This is a genomic window from Massilia agilis (assembly GCF_024756255.1).
Taxonomy (GTDB): domain Bacteria; phylum Pseudomonadota; class Gammaproteobacteria; order Burkholderiales; family Burkholderiaceae_D; genus Telluria; species Telluria agilis.
Genome location: NZ_JANUHB010000002.1, coordinates 186,568 through 201,703, shown reverse-complemented (window position 1 = coordinate 201,703; position 15,136 = coordinate 186,568). Strand labels below are relative to the sequence as shown.

15 protein-coding genes are annotated in these 15,136 nt (G+C 64.8%); 3 read left to right on the top strand and 12 right to left on the bottom strand.

The genetic code is table 11. The annotated features are described in order from the left end of the window. Positions 1 to 33: 33 nt before the first annotated feature. Positions 34 to 1,476: a peptide MFS transporter gene (locus NX774_RS07800; RefSeq protein ID WP_441294960.1), complete on the bottom strand. Its 1,443-nt coding sequence runs from the start codon at positions 1,474 to 1,476 to the stop codon at positions 34 to 36. A 297-nt stretch (positions 1,477 to 1,773) separates the two neighbouring features. Between NX774_RS07800 and ppnN the strand changes: the two genes are divergently transcribed. Further along, positions 1,774 to 3,144, top strand: coding sequence for a nucleotide 5'-monophosphate nucleosidase PpnN (gene ppnN / locus NX774_RS07795; protein WP_258821615.1), 1,371 nt, complete (start codon positions 1,774 to 1,776; stop codon positions 3,142 to 3,144). Between the two features lie 142 nt (positions 3,145 to 3,286). On the opposite strand, the gene lysS is transcribed toward ppnN, so the two are convergent. From lysS to NX774_RS07775, 4 genes are all read right to left on the bottom strand, one after another. Further along, on the bottom strand, positions 3,287 to 4,822 hold the full coding sequence (lysS, locus tag NX774_RS07790) for a lysine--tRNA ligase (RefSeq protein WP_258821614.1): 1,536 nt from the start codon (positions 4,820 to 4,822) through the stop codon (positions 3,287 to 3,289). 26 nt (positions 4,823 to 4,848) lie between these two features. Next, positions 4,849 to 5,514 (bottom strand): HAD family hydrolase, encoded by a 666-nt coding sequence (locus NX774_RS07785; protein WP_258821613.1) that lies wholly within the window; start codon positions 5,512 to 5,514, stop codon positions 4,849 to 4,851. Continuing rightward, a protein-coding gene (prfB, locus tag NX774_RS07780; RefSeq protein WP_258821612.1) for a peptide chain release factor 2 occupies positions 5,514 to 6,618 on the bottom strand; the annotation gives its coding sequence in 2 pieces (ribosomal slippage) (positions 5,514 to 6,536 and positions 6,538 to 6,618; 1,104 coding nt in all). Before prfB ends, NX774_RS07785 begins: the two co-directional genes overlap by 1 nt. After that, entirely contained in the window at positions 6,535 to 6,735 is a 201-nt protein-coding gene (locus tag NX774_RS07775; RefSeq protein WP_258822770.1) for a hypothetical protein, read from the bottom strand. The genes prfB and NX774_RS07775 overlap by 84 nt, the downstream gene beginning before the upstream one ends. Positions 6,736 to 6,762: 27 nt before the next feature. Between NX774_RS07775 and NX774_RS07770 the strand changes: the two genes are divergently transcribed. Next, entirely contained in the window at positions 6,763 to 8,766 is a 2,004-nt protein-coding gene (locus tag NX774_RS07770; RefSeq protein WP_258821611.1) for a bifunctional 2',3'-cyclic-nucleotide 2'-phosphodiesterase/3'-nucleotidase, read from the top strand. Positions 8,767 to 8,768: 2 nt separating this feature from the next. Here the strand turns inward: NX774_RS07770 and NX774_RS07765 are convergent, their stop codons facing one another. From NX774_RS07765 to NX774_RS07750, 4 genes are all read right to left on the bottom strand, one after another. Continuing rightward, positions 8,769 to 9,281, bottom strand: coding sequence for a hypothetical protein (locus NX774_RS07765; protein WP_258821610.1), 513 nt, complete (start codon positions 9,279 to 9,281; stop codon positions 8,769 to 8,771). A gap of 90 nt (positions 9,282 to 9,371) precedes the next feature. Next, positions 9,372 to 9,692 (bottom strand): DUF2288 domain-containing protein, encoded by a 321-nt coding sequence (locus tag NX774_RS07760; protein ID WP_258821609.1) that lies wholly within the window; start codon positions 9,690 to 9,692, stop codon positions 9,372 to 9,374. A gap of 18 nt (positions 9,693 to 9,710) precedes the next feature. Next, positions 9,711 to 10,394 (bottom strand): RES family NAD+ phosphorylase, encoded by a 684-nt coding sequence (locus tag NX774_RS07755; RefSeq protein WP_258821608.1) that lies wholly within the window; start codon positions 10,392 to 10,394, stop codon positions 9,711 to 9,713. Next, positions 10,395 to 10,832 (bottom strand): MbcA/ParS/Xre antitoxin family protein, encoded by a 438-nt coding sequence (locus NX774_RS07750; protein ID WP_258821607.1) that lies wholly within the window; start codon positions 10,830 to 10,832, stop codon positions 10,395 to 10,397. 150 nt (positions 10,833 to 10,982) lie between these two features. Here NX774_RS07750 and NX774_RS07745 point away from each other — a divergent pair, with 150 nt between their 5' ends. After that, on the top strand, positions 10,983 to 11,426 hold the full coding sequence (locus NX774_RS07745; protein WP_258821606.1) for a YybH family protein: 444 nt from the start codon (positions 10,983 to 10,985) through the stop codon (positions 11,424 to 11,426). An 85-nt stretch (positions 11,427 to 11,511) separates the two neighbouring features. Here NX774_RS07745 and recJ read toward each other — a convergent pair whose 3' ends face one another. The 3 genes from recJ to NX774_RS07730 form a co-directional block, all read right to left on the bottom strand. Further along, positions 11,512 to 13,161, bottom strand: a complete 1,650-nt coding sequence (recJ, locus tag NX774_RS07740) for a single-stranded-DNA-specific exonuclease RecJ (RefSeq protein ID WP_258822720.1) — start codon at positions 13,159 to 13,161, stop codon at positions 11,512 to 11,514. A 44-nt stretch (positions 13,162 to 13,205) separates the two neighbouring features. Then, on the bottom strand, positions 13,206 to 14,282 hold the full coding sequence (locus NX774_RS07735; RefSeq protein ID WP_258821605.1) for a hypothetical protein: 1,077 nt from the start codon (positions 14,280 to 14,282) through the stop codon (positions 13,206 to 13,208). 68 nt (positions 14,283 to 14,350) lie between these two features. Further along, entirely contained in the window at positions 14,351 to 15,121 is a 771-nt protein-coding gene (locus NX774_RS07730; RefSeq protein WP_258821604.1) for a ferritin-like domain-containing protein, read from the bottom strand. Positions 15,122 to 15,136 lie beyond the last annotated feature (15 nt).

The window sequence follows — 15,136 nt, the reverse complement described above, 5'->3', positions numbered from 1 at the left end:
GGGCCGCCGTTGTTGTCTGCAAGCGCGCTGCGCTTACTTCACGCCGTGCATCAGCTTCTGGATCAGCGGGGCGATCAGGAACAGGAGCGCGCCGGCGCCGAGCAGGGCCCAGAAACCGAAGGTGTAGCCGCCCAGGGCCGACTGTACCGACATGCCTTTTTCGCCCGAGACGAAGCTGGCGAAAATGCCGGACAGGTTGTTGCCGATGCCGGTGGACAGGAACCAGCCGCCCATGCCCAGGCCAACCAGGCGGGTCGGCGCCAGCTTGGTCACCATCGACAGGCCGATCGGCGACAGGCACAGTTCGCCCACGGACTGGATCACGTAGACCATGAACAGGGTCCAGAACGGGATCTTGCCAACCGGGTCAACCAGGAACGACAGTGCGTACCACAACAGGCCAAAGGCCAGGCCGTTGAACACCAGGCCCAGGCCGAACTTGCGCGGGATCGACGGGTTGGCGCGGCCCAGCATGACCCACACGTAGGCCACGATCGGCGCCAGGGTGATGATGGCGATCGAGTTCACGCTCTGGAACCACGCGGTCGGGAACACCCAGCCGTTGAAGTTGCGGTTGACGATGTTATCGGCCAGGAAGGTGAACGAGCTGCCCGCCTGTTCGAAGAAGCACCAGAACATCACGTTGAAGAAGAAGATGATCATCATTGCAATGGTCTTGTCGCGCGCCACCTTGCCCTCGCGGACGCCCTCGACGATCAGCATGATCGCCAGGATGATGAACAGGACCGACAGCACCGCCTGCAGGCTCTCGGCGCCGGCCTTGAGCAGCGCGTAGATGAGCGGGATCACCAGCATGCCGCCGATGACCACGTACACCATGCGCATCGGGTTGGCCAGGTTGCCGGTGGCGGCGCCAATGCCCTTGAGCTGGCGGCGGCCGAAGTAGAACCAGACCAGCGAAAACAGCATGCCAATGCCGGAGGCGAAGAACACGATCTTGTAGGCCGGGGTGTCGCCGGTGTTGAAGACGTGCTGCGCCAGCACCTGGGTCAGGATCGGCGCGATGAAGGCGCCGGTGTTGATGCCCATGTAGAAGATGGTGAAGCCCGAGTCGCGGCGCTGGTCGGTCACGCCATACAGCTGGCCGACCATGGCCGAGATGTTCGGCTTGAACATGCCGTTACCCACGATGATCGTGGCCAGGCCCATCTTGAAGATGTCCTGGTTCGGGATGGTGATCATGAACAGGCCGGTGGCCATGAAGGCCGCGCCGATCAGGATCGAGCGCTGGTAGCCGATGACGCGGTCGGCAATGTAGCCGCCGAACACGGCGCCCGCATACACGATCGCGAGGTAGGAACCATAGGTCAGGTTGGCCGTCGCCTGGCCGGACGGGTCGCCGCCGAAGAACTGGGCGACGATGTAGAGCACCAGAGCCCAACGGATGCCATAGAAAGCGAAGCGTTCCCAGAATTCGGTCATGAACAGCATCCACAGCGGTGCTGGGTGGCCCATGATCTGTTTGAACTCCGGAATAGCTTTGGCCGATGAAGTTGCAGTAGCTGCACCGCTCATGCGGTTCCTCCCGAAATAGTTTTATAAGAATATGCTTTATTAGTTTGGAAAGCCCGGGAAGGCGTTTTCCAATAGGGTCGCATTTTAGTGTAAATCGTTGAGTTCAAGCGAATTTTTTGGAGATGTGGTAATGGGCGCGCGCGTCCCTTGCGCCAACGTGGACGCAAGATGACGCGACTTGTCGTATATTGGCAAGAAAGCCGGATTGTTCCGGTATCAGCAAAGGAAAAAGAACAGATGAATCACGACGTTGTCGACACCCTGATTTCGCCGGAAGGGCGGCTCGAGATCCTGTCGAAGGCCGAGGTGGCCAAGCTGCTCGACACGAGCCAGGGCGGCCTGTACCAGATCTTCCGCAATTGCGCGCTGGCGGTGCTGAACTGCGGTAGCTCGATCGATGACGGCAAGGAGTTATTGGAGCGTTACAGTTCGTTCGATATCAAGATCATCCAGCGCGAGCGCGGCATCAAGCTCGATATCCGCGGCGCGCCGGCGATTGCCTTCGTCGATGGGAAGATGATCAAGGGGATCCACGAGCACCTGTTCGCAGTCCTGCGCGATATCGTGTATGTCAATTTCGAGGTCGTCGACAATCCCAAGTTCGACCTGGCCCGGCCCGAGGGCATCACCGACGCGGTATTCCACATCCTGCGCAACGCCAACGTGCTGCAGCCGCAGCGCAATCCCAACCTGGTGGTGTGCTGGGGCGGCCACTCGATCAGCCGCGGCGAATACAACTACTCCAAGGAAGTGGGCTACCAGCTGGGCCTGCGCGAACTGGATATCTGCACCGGCTGCGGTCCCGGCGCGATGAAGGGGCCAATGAAAGGCGCCACCATCGGCCACGCCAAGCAGCGCCTGGGCGGCGGCCGCTACCTGGGCATCTCGGAGCCGGGCATCATCGCGGCCGAGTCGCCGAACCCGATTGTCAACGACCTGGTGATCATGCCGGACATCGAAAAACGCCTGGAGGCGTTCGTGCGCACGGGGCATGGCATCGTCGTGTTCCCGGGCGGCGCGGGCACGGCGGAAGAAATCCTGTACATCCTCGGCATCCTGCTGCATCCGGAGAATGCGGAGATGCCGTTCCCGCTCGTGTTCACCGGCCCGGCGTCGGCGCGCGCGTACTTCGAGCAGATCGATGGCTTCATTGGCGCCACGCTGGGTGAAGAAGCGCAGCGCCGCTACAAGATCATCATCGACGACCCCGAAGAGGTGGCGCGCGAGATGCAGGCCGGGATCCGCCAGGTGCGCGAGTACCGCAAGTCGCGCAGCGACGCGTATTACTACAACTGGCTGCTCAAGATCGACCACGAGTTCCAGCGCCCGTTCCGGCCCACGCACGAGAACATGCGCAACCTGTCGCTGCACAAGAACCAGGAAAAGCACCTGCTGGCCGCAAACCTGCGCCGCGCATTCTCGGGCGTGGTGGCGGGGAACGTGAAGGAAGAGGGGATCCGCGCGATCGAGAAGCACGGCCAGTTCGAGATCGACGGCGAGCCGGAGATCATGGCGCCGATGGATGCGCTGCTCACATCGTTCGTCGAGCAGAGCCGCATGAAGCTGCCGGGCAAGGCGTACGTGCCGTGCTACCGGATCGTCAGCTGAGCGGTTGGCTCCGTAGGGTGGGCGGCTTGTCCGCCCACGCGTTCAAGCAACGGATGCAGTGCGGCTGTGCGATCCCTGTCTGAACGCGTGGGCGGGAAACCCGCCCACCCTACGAGTGAACCGCAACCAGGCGTCGCTCCGATCAGTCCTCGCGCCGCAGGTGCGGGAACAGGATCACGTCGCGGATGTTCGGCGAGTCGGTAATCAGCATCATCAGGCGGTCGATGCCGATGCCGCAGCCACCGGCCGGCGGCATGCCGTATTCCAGCGCGCGAATGTAGTCGGCGTCAAAGTACATCGCCTCTTCGTCGCCCGCGTTCTTCGCTTCCACCTGCGCCATGAAGCGCGCTGCCTGGTCTTCCGGATCGTTCAGCTCCGAGAAGCCGTTGGCGATCTCGCGGCCCACGATGAACAGCTCAAAGCGCTCGGTGATGCCCTCGCGGCTATCGGACGCGCGCGCCAGCGGCGACACCTCGACCGGGTAGTCGATGATGAAGGTCGGCTCCCACAGCTGCGCTTCCGCAGTCTCTTCGAACAGCGCCAGCTGCAGCGCGCCAAGGCCCGAGGTCGAGAACGGCGTCACGCCAAACTTCTTCAGCTCGGTCTTCAGGAAGTCCATGTCGTTCAGCTGCTCAGCGGTGTAGCCCGGCGCGTACTTGTTGATTGCCTCGACGATGGTCAAGCGGTGGAACGGCTTGGACAGGTCCAGCTCGCGCCCGCCATAGGTCAGGGTCGCGGTACCATGCGCATCGATCGCGGCCTGGCGGATCACGGCTTCGGTGAAGTCCATCATCCAGCGGTAGTCCACGTAGGCCGCGTAGAACTCCATCATGGTGAACTCGGGGTTGTGCCGGGTCGAGACGCCTTCGTTGCGGAAGTTGCGATTGATCTCGAACACGCGCTCGAAACCGCCCACCACCAGGCGCTTGAGGTACAGCTCGGGCGCGATGCGCATGAACATCTGCATGTCCAGCGCGTTGTGATGAGTGATGAAGGGCTTGGCCGCGGCGCCGCCCGGGATCGGGTGCAGCATCGGCGTTTCCACTTCCATGAACCCGTTCTCTTCCATGAAGCGGCGGATCGACGACATGGCCGCGGTGCGCGCCTTGAACGTGCGGCGGGTCTCTTCGCTGGTGATCAGGTCCACGTAGCGCTGGCGGTACTTGGTCTCCTGGTCGGCCAGGCCGTGGAATTTGTCCGGCAGCGGGCGCAGCGACTTGGTGATCAGCTTGAGCTGGGTGACCTTGATGGTCAGCTCGCCGACCTTGGTCTTGAACAGCGTGCCTTCCACGCCCAGGATGTCGCCCAGGTCGTAGTGGCGGAAGGCTTCCATCGCCGCTTCACCGGTGTCGTCCAGCGTCACGTAGATCTGGATGCGGCCGTTGGCGTACTGGCCGGACGAGTCCTGCAGCGTGGCGAACGCGGCCTTCTTGCCGGCTTCGCGCTTGAGCATCATGCGGCCGGCCAGCTTGACGTGCACCGGCTTGGCCTCGAGCTCTTCGCGCGAGTGCGAGCCGTACTGGCCTTGCAGGTCGGCGGCGTTATGGCTCGGGCGGAAGTCGTTGGGGAAGGCGACACCCTTCTGGCGCAGTGCCGCCAGTTTGGCGCGGCGCTCGGCCATGATCTTGTTTTCGTCGGTCGCCGCCAGCGGCGTTTGGTCTTGGTTTTCCGTGTTCATGGTGGAGTTCAGGTTTTATTGTTCAATCAAGCGGCGAGCAGGTCGTCGACGGACAGTTCGGTGAAATCGGGAGCGATGCGGATCACATTGTCGTACGCGGCAAACGCGGCGGCGTCGAGCGTGGTTGACAGCACCACCGCCGGCATCCCCGCATTCTTCGCCGCTTCCACGCCCAGCGGCGCGTCCTCGAACACGATGCAGTCGGCCGGTTGCACGCCCACCTTGTCGGCGGCGGCCAGGAACACGTCGGGATGCGGCTTGCCGCGCTTGACGTCGGCCGCGCCCACCACCGCATCGAAATGCTGGCGCAGGGCGAGGCCGTCGAGCACGAAGGCGATGTTCCCCGGAGGCCCGGAGGTGGCCACGGCCAGCGCCACGCCACGCTCCTTGGCGCGCGACAGGAAGGCGGAAAAGCCCTCGACCTCCTTGCGGTGCGGCTCGTACATCTCGCGGTAGATCTCTTCCTTCTCGTGGTTCATCGCCGCCACCTTGTCGTCGGACAGGTGTTCGCCCAGGTAGGCGCGCAGGATCTCCTTGCCCTGTCGTCCGGCGGTGGTGCGGAAGAACTCGTCCGGGTCGATCTGCACGTCCAGGCGGCGGAACAGCTCGACCCACGAGCGGGTGTGGAAGTCCATGTTATCGACGATCGTGCCGTCCATGTCGAACACAAAGGCGCGTTTTGCCTGCGTCATCAGATGCCCTGCTTGAGCGAGGCCGAGATGAACTCGTCCAGGTCGCCGTCCAGCACGGCCTTGGTGTTGCCGGTCTCGACGTTGGTACGCAGGTCCTTGATGCGCGACTGGTCCAGCACGTACGAGCGGATCTGGTGGCCCCAGCCGACGTCGGTCTTGGAGTCTTCCAGCTTCTGCTGCTCGGCCATGCGCTTGCGCAGCTCCAGCTCGAACAGCTTCGCGCGCAGCATGTCGAACGCCTCGGCCTTGTTGCGGTGCTGCGAGCGGTCGTTCTGGCACTGCACCACAATGCCCGACGGGGCGTGCGTCAGGCGCACCGCGGAGTCGGTCTTGTTGATGTGCTGGCCGCCGGCGCCGGATGCGCGGTAGGTGTCGATGCGCACGTCCGCCGGGTTGATCTCGATGTCGAACGACTCGTCCACCTCGGGGTACACGAAGAGCGACGAGAACGAGGTGTGGCGGCCGTTGGCCGAGTCGAACGGCGACTTGCGCACCAGGCGGTGCACGCCGGTTTCGGTGCGCAGGTGGCCATAGGCGTACTCGCCCTCGACCTTGATGGTGGCAGTCTTGATGCCCGCGACCTCGCCCTCGGATACCTCGAGCAGTTCGGCCTTGAAGCCCTTGCGTTCGCAGTAGCGCAGGTACTGGCGCAGCAGCATGGACGCCCAGTCCTGGGCCTCGGTGCCGCCGGCGCCAGCCTGGATGTCGATGAAGCAGTTGGCGTGGTCCATCGGATTGCTGAACATCCGGCGGAACTCCATCGCTTCGATGACTTTCTTGATGCCTTCGGCGTCGGCCTCGACCGCTTCGATCGTGGCGTCATCGCCTTCTTCGCGCGCCATGGCGAACAGGTCGGCGGCGTCCTTGAGGTCGGCGTCGGCTTTTTGCAGGGTCAGGACCACGCCTTCCAGCTCTTTCTTCTTCTTGCCGAGGTCCTGGGCGCGTTTCTGGTCGTTCCAGACGGTGGGGTCTTCCAGCTCCTGGTTGACCTGTTCTAGATCATCTGACTTCTTATCGAAGTCAAAGATACCTCCGAAGTTCGGCTTCGCGACTGGTCAGGTCGGAAAGCAGGGAGGAGAGGGCGTTGATGCGTTCAGCTTCCATGATCTTGGCGTTCTTTTCCGTAGGTTGAATCGAACCTTCGATTATACCCCACAGCGCGCCGGTTATTCCTGCCGGGAGCGCCGTTGCTTGATGCTTGCCCGCGCCGTACCGTATCATCGGCCAGTCTTGTCATCCGGATCACTCATGCGTTCCAGCCTGCATTACCAAATTTGCATCGGCCTTGTGCCCGTCCTTGTGCCCGCGCTCGTCTGCGCGGCTCCGCACGCGCCTGCCGGGGCCACGGCCACGCTGGCGGTGCTTGAAACGACGGACATCCACGCAAACGTGGTCGGTTACGACTATTACAAGCTGGCCGCCGACGCGTCGCTGGGCCTGGACCGCACCGCCACGCTGATTGGACAGGCGCGGCGCCAATTCGCCAACACGCTCCTGCTGGACAATGGCGACACCATCCAGGGCAATGCGCTGGGCGACTACCAGGCGCTGGCCCGCCCGCTGCGTTGCGACCAGCGGCTGGCGATCTACAAGGCCATGAACCGGCTCGGCTTTGAAGGCGGGGGCGTTGGGAACCATGACTTCAACTACGGCTTGCCATACCTCGCGCAAGTGACCGGCAGCCGGTTCGACGTCGATGGCGTGGACAAGACCAGGCGCTGCGCGGGGCCGGTGTTCCCCATCGTGCTGGCCAACGTGTACAGCGCCAGAACGCGCAAGCCGCTGTTCCAGCCTTACCGCATCATCGACAAGCGCATCGCGGCAACGGACGCACACGGCAAGCCGGTCACGGCAACGGTCAAGGTGGGCATCATTGGCCTGACCACGCCCGGCATCCTTGCGTGGGACAAGCGCTGGCTCGACGGGAAGGTGTACACGGAAGGCGTGCGCGAGGCGGCGGCAAAGTACATTCCCGAGATGCGCTCGAAGGGCGCTGAGCTGGTGGTGGCGATCTCGCACGGCGGCATCGACGGCGCCGACTATTCGCCGAAAATGGAAAACGCGGGCTACTACCTGGCCCAGGTGCCAGGCATCGACGCGATGCTGCTCGGGCACGCGCACGCCGTCTTCCCGGACGCAGCGAGCCGCGCGCCGCAGTTCAACCTGCCCGGCATCGACAAGGCCAAGGGCACGGTGTTCGGCGTACCGACGGTGATGGCCAGCCTGTGGGGCAAGCATCTTGGCGTGATTGGCCTGCACCTGCGGCACGACGGCAAGCGCTGGGTGGTGGACAAGGACCGGACCACCGTGGAGGTGCGCGCCACGCAGCAGGCCGATAAATCATTTGTGGCGCCAGACCCGTCGATCATGGAACTGGTGGCGCACGAACATGCCGGCACCATCGACTTCGTCAAAACGCCGATCGGCGAGACCGACTTCAGGATGTCCACGTACTTTGCGGATGTGGGCGACGTATCCGCGATCCAGGTGGTGAACGATGCGCAGGCCGACTATGTGAAGAGGTACATCGCGGCGAACCTGCCGCAGTACGCCAGGCTGCCGGTGCTGTCGATGGCCGCGCCGTTCAAGGCCGGGGCGGCGGGACCGGCGGACTATACGGACGTCCAGCCGGGCAAGCTCGCCCTGAACAATGCGGCCGACCTGTACCTGTACCCGAATACGCTGGCCGCGGTGAAGATCAGCGGCGCCCAGCTCAAGGCATGGCTGGAAAAGTCCGCCAACCGCTTCAATACCATCGACCCTGTCAGGGGGCAGGCGCAGGAGCTGGTTAACATGGGCTTCGCCAGCTACAACTTCGATATGGTCACGTCCAAGGACCTCAGCTACGAGATCGACGTCACGCGCCAGCCGGGCAGCCGTATCCGCAACCTGTCCTGGCAAGGGCAGCCGGTTGGGGACGGACAGGAATTCATCGTCGCGACCAACAGCTACCGCGCCAGCGGTGGCGGCGGCTTCGCGGGCCTTGACGGCAGCGCGACCGTTCTCGCCGCGCCGGACACGAATCGCGACGTTCTGATCGCCTACATCCGCAAGACCGGAGCGCTCAAGCGCGCCACGCAGGCGGCCCAGCGCAGCTGGCATTTCACGCCGGTGCAGACGGCCGGGCCGGTGGTGATCCGGGCCGCACCTGGCCTGCTCCAGCTGGCGCAGGATGCCGGCTTGTCCAGTCTCCGCTCGCTGGGCGCGGACGGAAAAGGCTTTGAGCTGTACAGCGTGGACCTGTCGAAGTAAGCCTACAGGCAGACCGCGTCCAGTCCTTTCATGTCGATGGCGTTGGCAGCGGCGACCAGCTGGTCCTGCTTGATGCCGTTGCCGTCGATCGTGATCACGCATTTGCCGGCCACGGCAGTCAGCTTGCCGCTGCCGTTTTCCTTGCTGTAGACGACCAGGGTCTTGCGGTCCTTGAGCGGCTGCAGCGAGGCGAAGCCGCCGCCTTCGGGCAGTTCGCCGAGCTGGGCTTGATCAAGCCTGGGCACGCTCATCGCACGATTGCCGGGACGGATGCGAACGATGTCGAGCGTGAGCCCGCTCTCGTTCTTGCCGGTGTAGGTCTGGGTCACGCCGGAGGTGTGGTCGGACATGTGCTCGGCATCGAACGGCGCGTCGGTCTTCCAGCCGGCCAGTTTCATGGGGATGAATTTGTCGAGCGCGGGGCCGGAGGGCTGCTGGCTGGCCGCGTTGGCGACCGACGCGGCCAGTGCCGCGGCCAGGCCGGCCGCGAGAAGTGCTTGCTGAGGTTTGCGCATGTCTGCTTCCTGTATCAGATAACAGGCGTGCAAGTTATCGCAAGGGTGGGGCTGCAGCCAGCCCCACCAAGGGGGTGAGTCGGTCGCGCGTCAGTGCAGGCTCTTTTTGTCGGGCTGCACCAGCACGAACGGGTGCACGACCGAGGCCCACAGCGTCGAATCGGCCACCGCCCACACCTGCGCCTGCTCGTCCCTCACCTTGTGCAGCTTGCCCTCGGCCATCCAGCGCTGCACGTTGTCCTTGTCGTCGTGCGAGATGCGCACGGCCACGTCCACCAGGTCCAGGTCCTCGCTCACGTACACCACGGCACCGGCCGCGAAGTGCTTTTCGAGTTCGCTCCATCTGATGCGGGCGGTTTCGTGGTTAACCTTGTCGTACAGCTCTTTGTCGTTCTCTGGCTTGGTTTTCATGGTGCGGCTCATAATGGTTCAGATAATCTCGATCACCGGTTCCGGCGACCCCGCCCATGTTAACCGATAGGCATCGCCCTTGCGAACATTGCCTACCAGTGCAGGCCGAAAGCAGGCGAGGTTGGTGCCGCCGGCGCGCCGCACGCTGGGGTAGATCACGCCCATCGAGCCGGTTTCGAGCAATTCGAGCGCCAGCGCCTGCGAGGTTTCGTAGCTCTTCGGGTCCAGGCACTTGGGGCAGGCGTTGGCGCCGCGCAGGTCGTGGAAGGTGGCCGTGAAGTCGGCCAGCATGCACTGGTAGCTGACGCTGTCGTCGAAGCGGTTGATCTCCTGGTACTCGACCGTTTTGTGGAAGCACACCTCGGCCAGTGCGGTTTCGGTTTCGAACGCGCAGTACCAGGCGCCGCGGTCGCCGTCGTTGAAGCGGCTGCCTTCGGGGCGCGGGTAACAGAACGCGGCGTTGATGATGCGAAAGTGCGGCACGCCGAACACCAGTTCGTCCACGCCGATGCCGGGCAGGCCGCCATACTCGCCGCGCAGGCGCTCGTTGGTGGCGTTGTCCAGGTCGAACAGGTCGCGCAGCACGTCGTCGCTTTCCGCCAGCGGCACCAGCACAGAGTCCTCGATGTCGGCAAAGCGCGACGGGATCAGGCGGCAGGTGTCAAACTGGCGCAGGTTGGTCAGTTTGCGGACGGCGCCCACTCACAGGCCCCCGCGCCGGGCGTCCAGCAGCTTGCGCACGGTCTGCATGCCGAGCAGGCCGCCGCCCAGCATGGTGGACAGCGGCGTGCGCCCGTTGAAGATGGGGTTGGTGTTGGGCAGGTGAACCCATTCGTCGGCGAGCTTGTCGCCGTAGAGGACGTGCAGGGCCTTGTAGATGCCCAGCAGGTAAGAGATGCGGGTGATCCGGTCCACTTCGAGCACGCGGTCCGGGTTCTTTTTCCATTCATAGAAGGCCGAGGACGACAGGCCGCCAAGCAGTTCGCGGGCGTCTTCGTCGCGCAGCTTCCAGGCGGCGGCAAGCCGGAAAAAGCCTTTCAGGGCCGACTGGGACAGCCGCTCGCGCTCGGCCTTGGAGTTCAGGTCGACCAGCACGGCGGGTTCGAAGCGGCTTTTGGGGTAGGCGTAGGCGAGGCTCATGGATTCCTCCGTATATGGACTCTTTATACTCCAAATTCGGAGAGTCTGCAATTGATGGTTGTCAGCCGTGTGTGACCATGACAAAATCGCAACCCTTGTCCAAATGAAAGGGTGTGTCCCATGCGTTTGAGATGGTTTTCCCTGGTTTGCGTGGCCCTGTTGACCCTCGCCGCCGCCGCGAGCGCCCAGCGCCTGTCCAATGATGAGCTGAAAAAGCAGGTGGCCGACACCGAGCGCGCGTTTGCGGCAACCATGAAGGCGCGCGACCACAAGGCATTCACGACCTTCCTCTCTGACGAGGCGGTGTTCTTTGGCGGTAACCCGAACGAGGTCCTGCGCGGCAAGGAAGCAGTGGCCAAGGGCTGGAAGGGCCTGTACATCAAGCCCGAGGCGCCGTTCTCGTGGGAGCCGGACCAGGTCGAGGTGGTCGAGTCGGGCACGCTGGCCCTCTCCACCGGGCCGGTGTATGACGCCAACGGCAAGCTGATCTCGCGCTTCAGCTCGATCTGGCGACTGGAGGCGCCGGGCACGTGGAAGATCGTGTTCGATCGCGGCACGCCGGTTTGCGATTGCAAGAAGGCTGAGGGAAAGTAAAACCGACGTCGTCCCGGCGAAGGCCGGGACCCACGGATGCTCAGCATGGGTCCCGGCTTTCGCCGGGACGACGGCAGTGGGTGGGTCAGGCCGGTTCGGCGTGTTCGACCAGCAGCTGGACCTTGGTCACGCCGTTGTATTCGTTCGCGTCCAGCCGGAACGCCACGCGCGCGCGGTCGCCCAGCCCGGCGGTCTGGCCGAACCAGATTGCGTCATAGCGCTTGCCGTTGCGTTCCAGGAGCAGCTTCAGGTGGCGCTCCTTCAAAATGCGCTGGCTGAGCACGGTGAACTCGTCGCAGAACACGGGCGGCGCAAAACCCTGGCCCCACACCTGCCCGTCCATCAGCTCGATGAAGTTCGTGCTGTAGTACGCGTCTTCCAGCGGACCGTCGGTCTCGATCACGCGCTCGAGCTGCGCTTGCGTCAGCCACGCGCGGCCCACCGCCTCGAACGCCTGCCTGAAGCTGTCCAGCGCATTGGCCCGGATCGTCAGGCCGGCCGCCATGGAGTGGCCGCCAAACTTGTCGATCAGGCCCGGCACCCGCTTTGACACCAGGTCCAGCGCGTCGCGCAAATGAAAGCCCGGGATCGAGCGGCCCGAGCCCTTGATCAGCCCGTCGCCGGCCGGCGCGAAGGTGATCGTCGGCCGGTAGAACTTCTCTTTCAGGCGCGAGGCGACGATGCCGATCACGCCCTGGTGCCAGCCCTCGTCGTACACGCAGATCGTGCTGCTGTCGGCGGGCTGGAACTCGTCCAGGTGCAGCAGGGCCGTGTCCTGCATCTCTGCCTCGATCTCGCGGCGCTTGAGGTTGATTTCGTTGAGCTGCTGCGCGATCGCCCAGGCGCGGCCCTCGTCGTCCGTGACCAGGCACTCGATCCCGAGCGACATGTCGTCCAGCCGCCCGGCCGCGTTCAGGCGCGGGCCGACGGCAAAGCCAAGGTCAAACGGCGAGGCGCTGCGCGCTTCACGGCCGGCCACGCGGAACAGTGCCGCCACGCCCGGTTGCATGCGGCCGGCGCGCATGCGTTTGATGCCCTGGGCGACCAGGATCCGGTTGTTCGCGTCGAGCCTGACCACGTCCGCGACCGTGCCGAGCGCCACCAGGTCGAGCAGGCAGTCCAGCTTGGGCTGGGTCTGCTGGTCGTACACGCCGCGCCGGCGCAGTTCCGCGCGCAGCGCGAGCAGCACGTAGAACACGACGCCCACGCCGGCCAGGTTCTTGCTGGGGAAACCGCACTCAGGCTGGTTCGGGTTGACGATCACGCGCGCGTCCGGCAGCGTGTCGCCCGGCAGGTGGTGGTCGGTCACCACAACCTCGATGCCGCGCCGCTTTGCTTCCAGCACGCCGTCGATGCTCGCGATGCCGTTGTCCACGGTGATGATGATGTCCGGCTGCTTTTCACGCGCGGTCAGTTCGACGATTTCCGGCGTGAGGCCGTAGCCATATTCGAAGCGGTTGGGGACGATGAAGTCCACGCGCGCGCCCATCATCGACAGGCCGCGCAGCGCGGTGGCGCAGGCGGTGGCGCCGTCGCAGTCGTAGTCGGCGACGATGGTCATCTTTTTACCGGCCGCGATGGCGTCGGCCAGGAACGCGGCGGCGGCGTCGATGTGTTTCAGGCTGGCGGGCGGCGCCAGCGCCTGCAGTTCGCTCGACAGTTCGCGCGGATCGGACAGGCCGCGCGCCGCGTACACGCGGGCGAGCACGGGGTGGACCCCGCCCTGGCGCAGCATCTCGGAAGTGCGCAGCGGGCAGGGGCGGATGGTGATGCGGGTGTTCAAATCAGTCGTTCCAAAGTCGGCCGGCGCCAGAATTTGCGCTGCGCCATGGCGGTGGTGGTGAATTCGGCGTGTGCGTCGCGGTGGCTCATCACCAGCTTGAGCTGTTTGATGCGGCCGGCGGCCAGGGCGGCGAGCAGCGGCGCGAACAGCTCGGATTCCAGGCGCTGCATTTCGTACAGCCAGCCGGACCAGTCGGCGGCGATGGCGGGGGCGGCGACGTTGCCGGCGATGAGCAGGGTGTCCGCTTGCGTGGCGCCGACCTGGGGCAGCGACGTCAGACGTTCAGTGGCCAAGGCGGACAGCCAGCCGGGGGATTCGAAAGCTGCGACGGTCGTTCCATTAGCGGACTTTGGAAGCTCGGCATGGGTCCCCGCCTGCGCGGGGACGACGGTCTTGGGTGAGGCGGTACTGTTTGTTGTGGCGGCGCCCCAGAGCCAGAAGGCGTTCACCGGCGGCTGGCGGCGCGATTCGCGGGCGGCGTTGGCCGGGTGCGTGTACCACAGCATCTGGATTTCGTTTTGCAGCTTGCGGTAGGCCAGCGCACGCGGGCCGGTCGGCATGCAGTCGGTCAGGTTCATGCCCACCGCCGCGTCGGGCGTCGAGGTGTCCATGCCGGCCCAGTCGTCGGCGCGCATGAACCAGGTCTGCGCGTCCCCATACTCCAGCGTGTGGCCCGCCTCCTCGACATACGGGCGGGCTGCGTCGAACAGGGCGCGGCTGTCGGCATCGTGCAGGTCCAGCTGCCGCAGGTCCGGCATCATCAGGTGGCTGCGCGCGATCTCGATATGTGACGGGTTGATAATGAACCAGGTGCCGTCCTGCGGGTCCAGGCCGAAACCGCGCATCGCCGCCACCGCAAAGCCGGGCTGGCCATGCTGTTCCAGGCCGAGCGCGCGCGCCAGCCAGACCTCGTGCGGCAGCGCGCGCGCTGTCTGGTCGTACGGCTGGCGGTGATGGGTTGCAGTGCGCGACACCAGTGCGGCAAGGGCGGGCGCCTGGAGCGAGCGCACCAGGTCGGGCGCAAATTCGGGAGCGGGCAGGGCGAACGGCAGGACGAGGGTAAGCTGAACCATGCCGTGATTGTAGGGCAAATGCCGTGTCAGCGAGTAATTCCCGTGACACGGCTGCGACAGTGGCGATCTCAGGGCGTGGCGGCCGGCCCGGACTGGTCCGGCTCGATCTCGACATCCCCGTAGGTCAGGCCAATGGCCTCTTCGTACCAGGTCTGCACCAGCGCCAGGTGCTCGCGCTCCTCGTTCAGGGCGACGGTGAAATCGTTGACCATGTCGGTGAGCTCGTGCTCGTCCGCGAGCGCGACCAGCGTTTCCCAGCCGGCCTTGTCGGCCAGCTCGGCGGTGACGATGGCGTGCAGCGACTGGGCCAGGCTGGTGCGGGGATCGTTCAGCACTTGCACCAGCCCTATCGACTCCACGCCGACCAGGTCGGCACTGGGCGTCTGCGAGGTCGGGTCGCCGCCCAGCGACTCGATGGCGTCGCTCAGCAGCAGGAAGTGCCGCGCCTCGTCCGAGCGGATCGCCTGCAGGTCCTCGATCGTCATGCTGATTTCGCCATCGAGCATGACCTCGCATTTGGTGATGAGGGCGTCGTACAGGCGTGCGCCGGTGCGCTCGAAGGCGAGCCGCTCGCCCAGCTTGTCGAGCAGGATCTGCGGGCTGTCGCCCTTGAGCATCTGCACGCCCATGCTGACCGCGCCGGTGATCGTGCCTGGCAGCGGGACCGAGCCCAGGCCTTCGGCGTCCGCGATGTACGAGCTGCGCACGTCGGCCAGCGCCGATTCGTCGCCTTCCTCGCCGCGCGCGCTGCCGTCGTCCTTGAGCATGGCCTTGGTGTCCAGTGGCGACATCTGGATGCCGGTCCGGTTCATGCCAACGTGTTCCGAATGCTGTGCCATGGTGTTCTCCTCGTT

What these genes read in the sequence shown, in the direction of transcription:
- NX774_RS07800 (WP_441294960.1), bottom strand. Translation starts at nt 1,476, where the DNA reads ATGGGCCACCCAGCACCGCTGTGGATGCTGTTCATGACCGAATTCTGG.
- ppnN (WP_258821615.1), top strand. Translation starts at nt 1,774, where the DNA reads ATGAATCACGACGTTGTCGACACCCTGATTTCGCCGGAAGGGCGGCTC.
- lysS (WP_258821614.1), bottom strand. Translation starts at nt 4,822, where the DNA reads ATGAACACGGAAAACCAAGACCAAACGCCGCTGGCGGCGACCGACGAA.
- NX774_RS07785 (WP_258821613.1), bottom strand. Translation starts at nt 5,514, where the DNA reads ATGACGCAGGCAAAACGCGCCTTTGTGTTCGACATGGACGGCACGATC.
- NX774_RS07775 (WP_258822770.1), bottom strand. Translation starts at nt 6,735, where the DNA reads ATGATACGGTACGGCGCGGGCAAGCATCAAGCAACGGCGCTCCCGGCA.
- NX774_RS07770 (WP_258821611.1), top strand. Translation starts at nt 6,763, where the DNA reads ATGCGTTCCAGCCTGCATTACCAAATTTGCATCGGCCTTGTGCCCGTC.
- NX774_RS07765 (WP_258821610.1), bottom strand. Translation starts at nt 9,281, where the DNA reads ATGCGCAAACCTCAGCAAGCACTTCTCGCGGCCGGCCTGGCCGCGGCA.
- NX774_RS07760 (WP_258821609.1), bottom strand. Translation starts at nt 9,692, where the DNA reads ATGAAAACCAAGCCAGAGAACGACAAAGAGCTGTACGACAAGGTTAAC.
- NX774_RS07750 (WP_258821607.1), bottom strand. Translation starts at nt 10,832, where the DNA reads ATGAGCCTCGCCTACGCCTACCCCAAAAGCCGCTTCGAACCCGCCGTG.
- recJ (WP_258822720.1), bottom strand. Translation starts at nt 13,161, where the DNA reads ATGCTGCGCCAGGGCGGGGTCCACCCCGTGCTCGCCCGCGTGTACGCG.
- NX774_RS07735 (WP_258821605.1), bottom strand. Translation starts at nt 14,282, where the DNA reads ATGGTTCAGCTTACCCTCGTCCTGCCGTTCGCCCTGCCCGCTCCCGAA.
- NX774_RS07730 (WP_258821604.1), bottom strand. Translation starts at nt 15,121, where the DNA reads ATGGCACAGCATTCGGAACACGTTGGCATGAACCGGACCGGCATCCAG.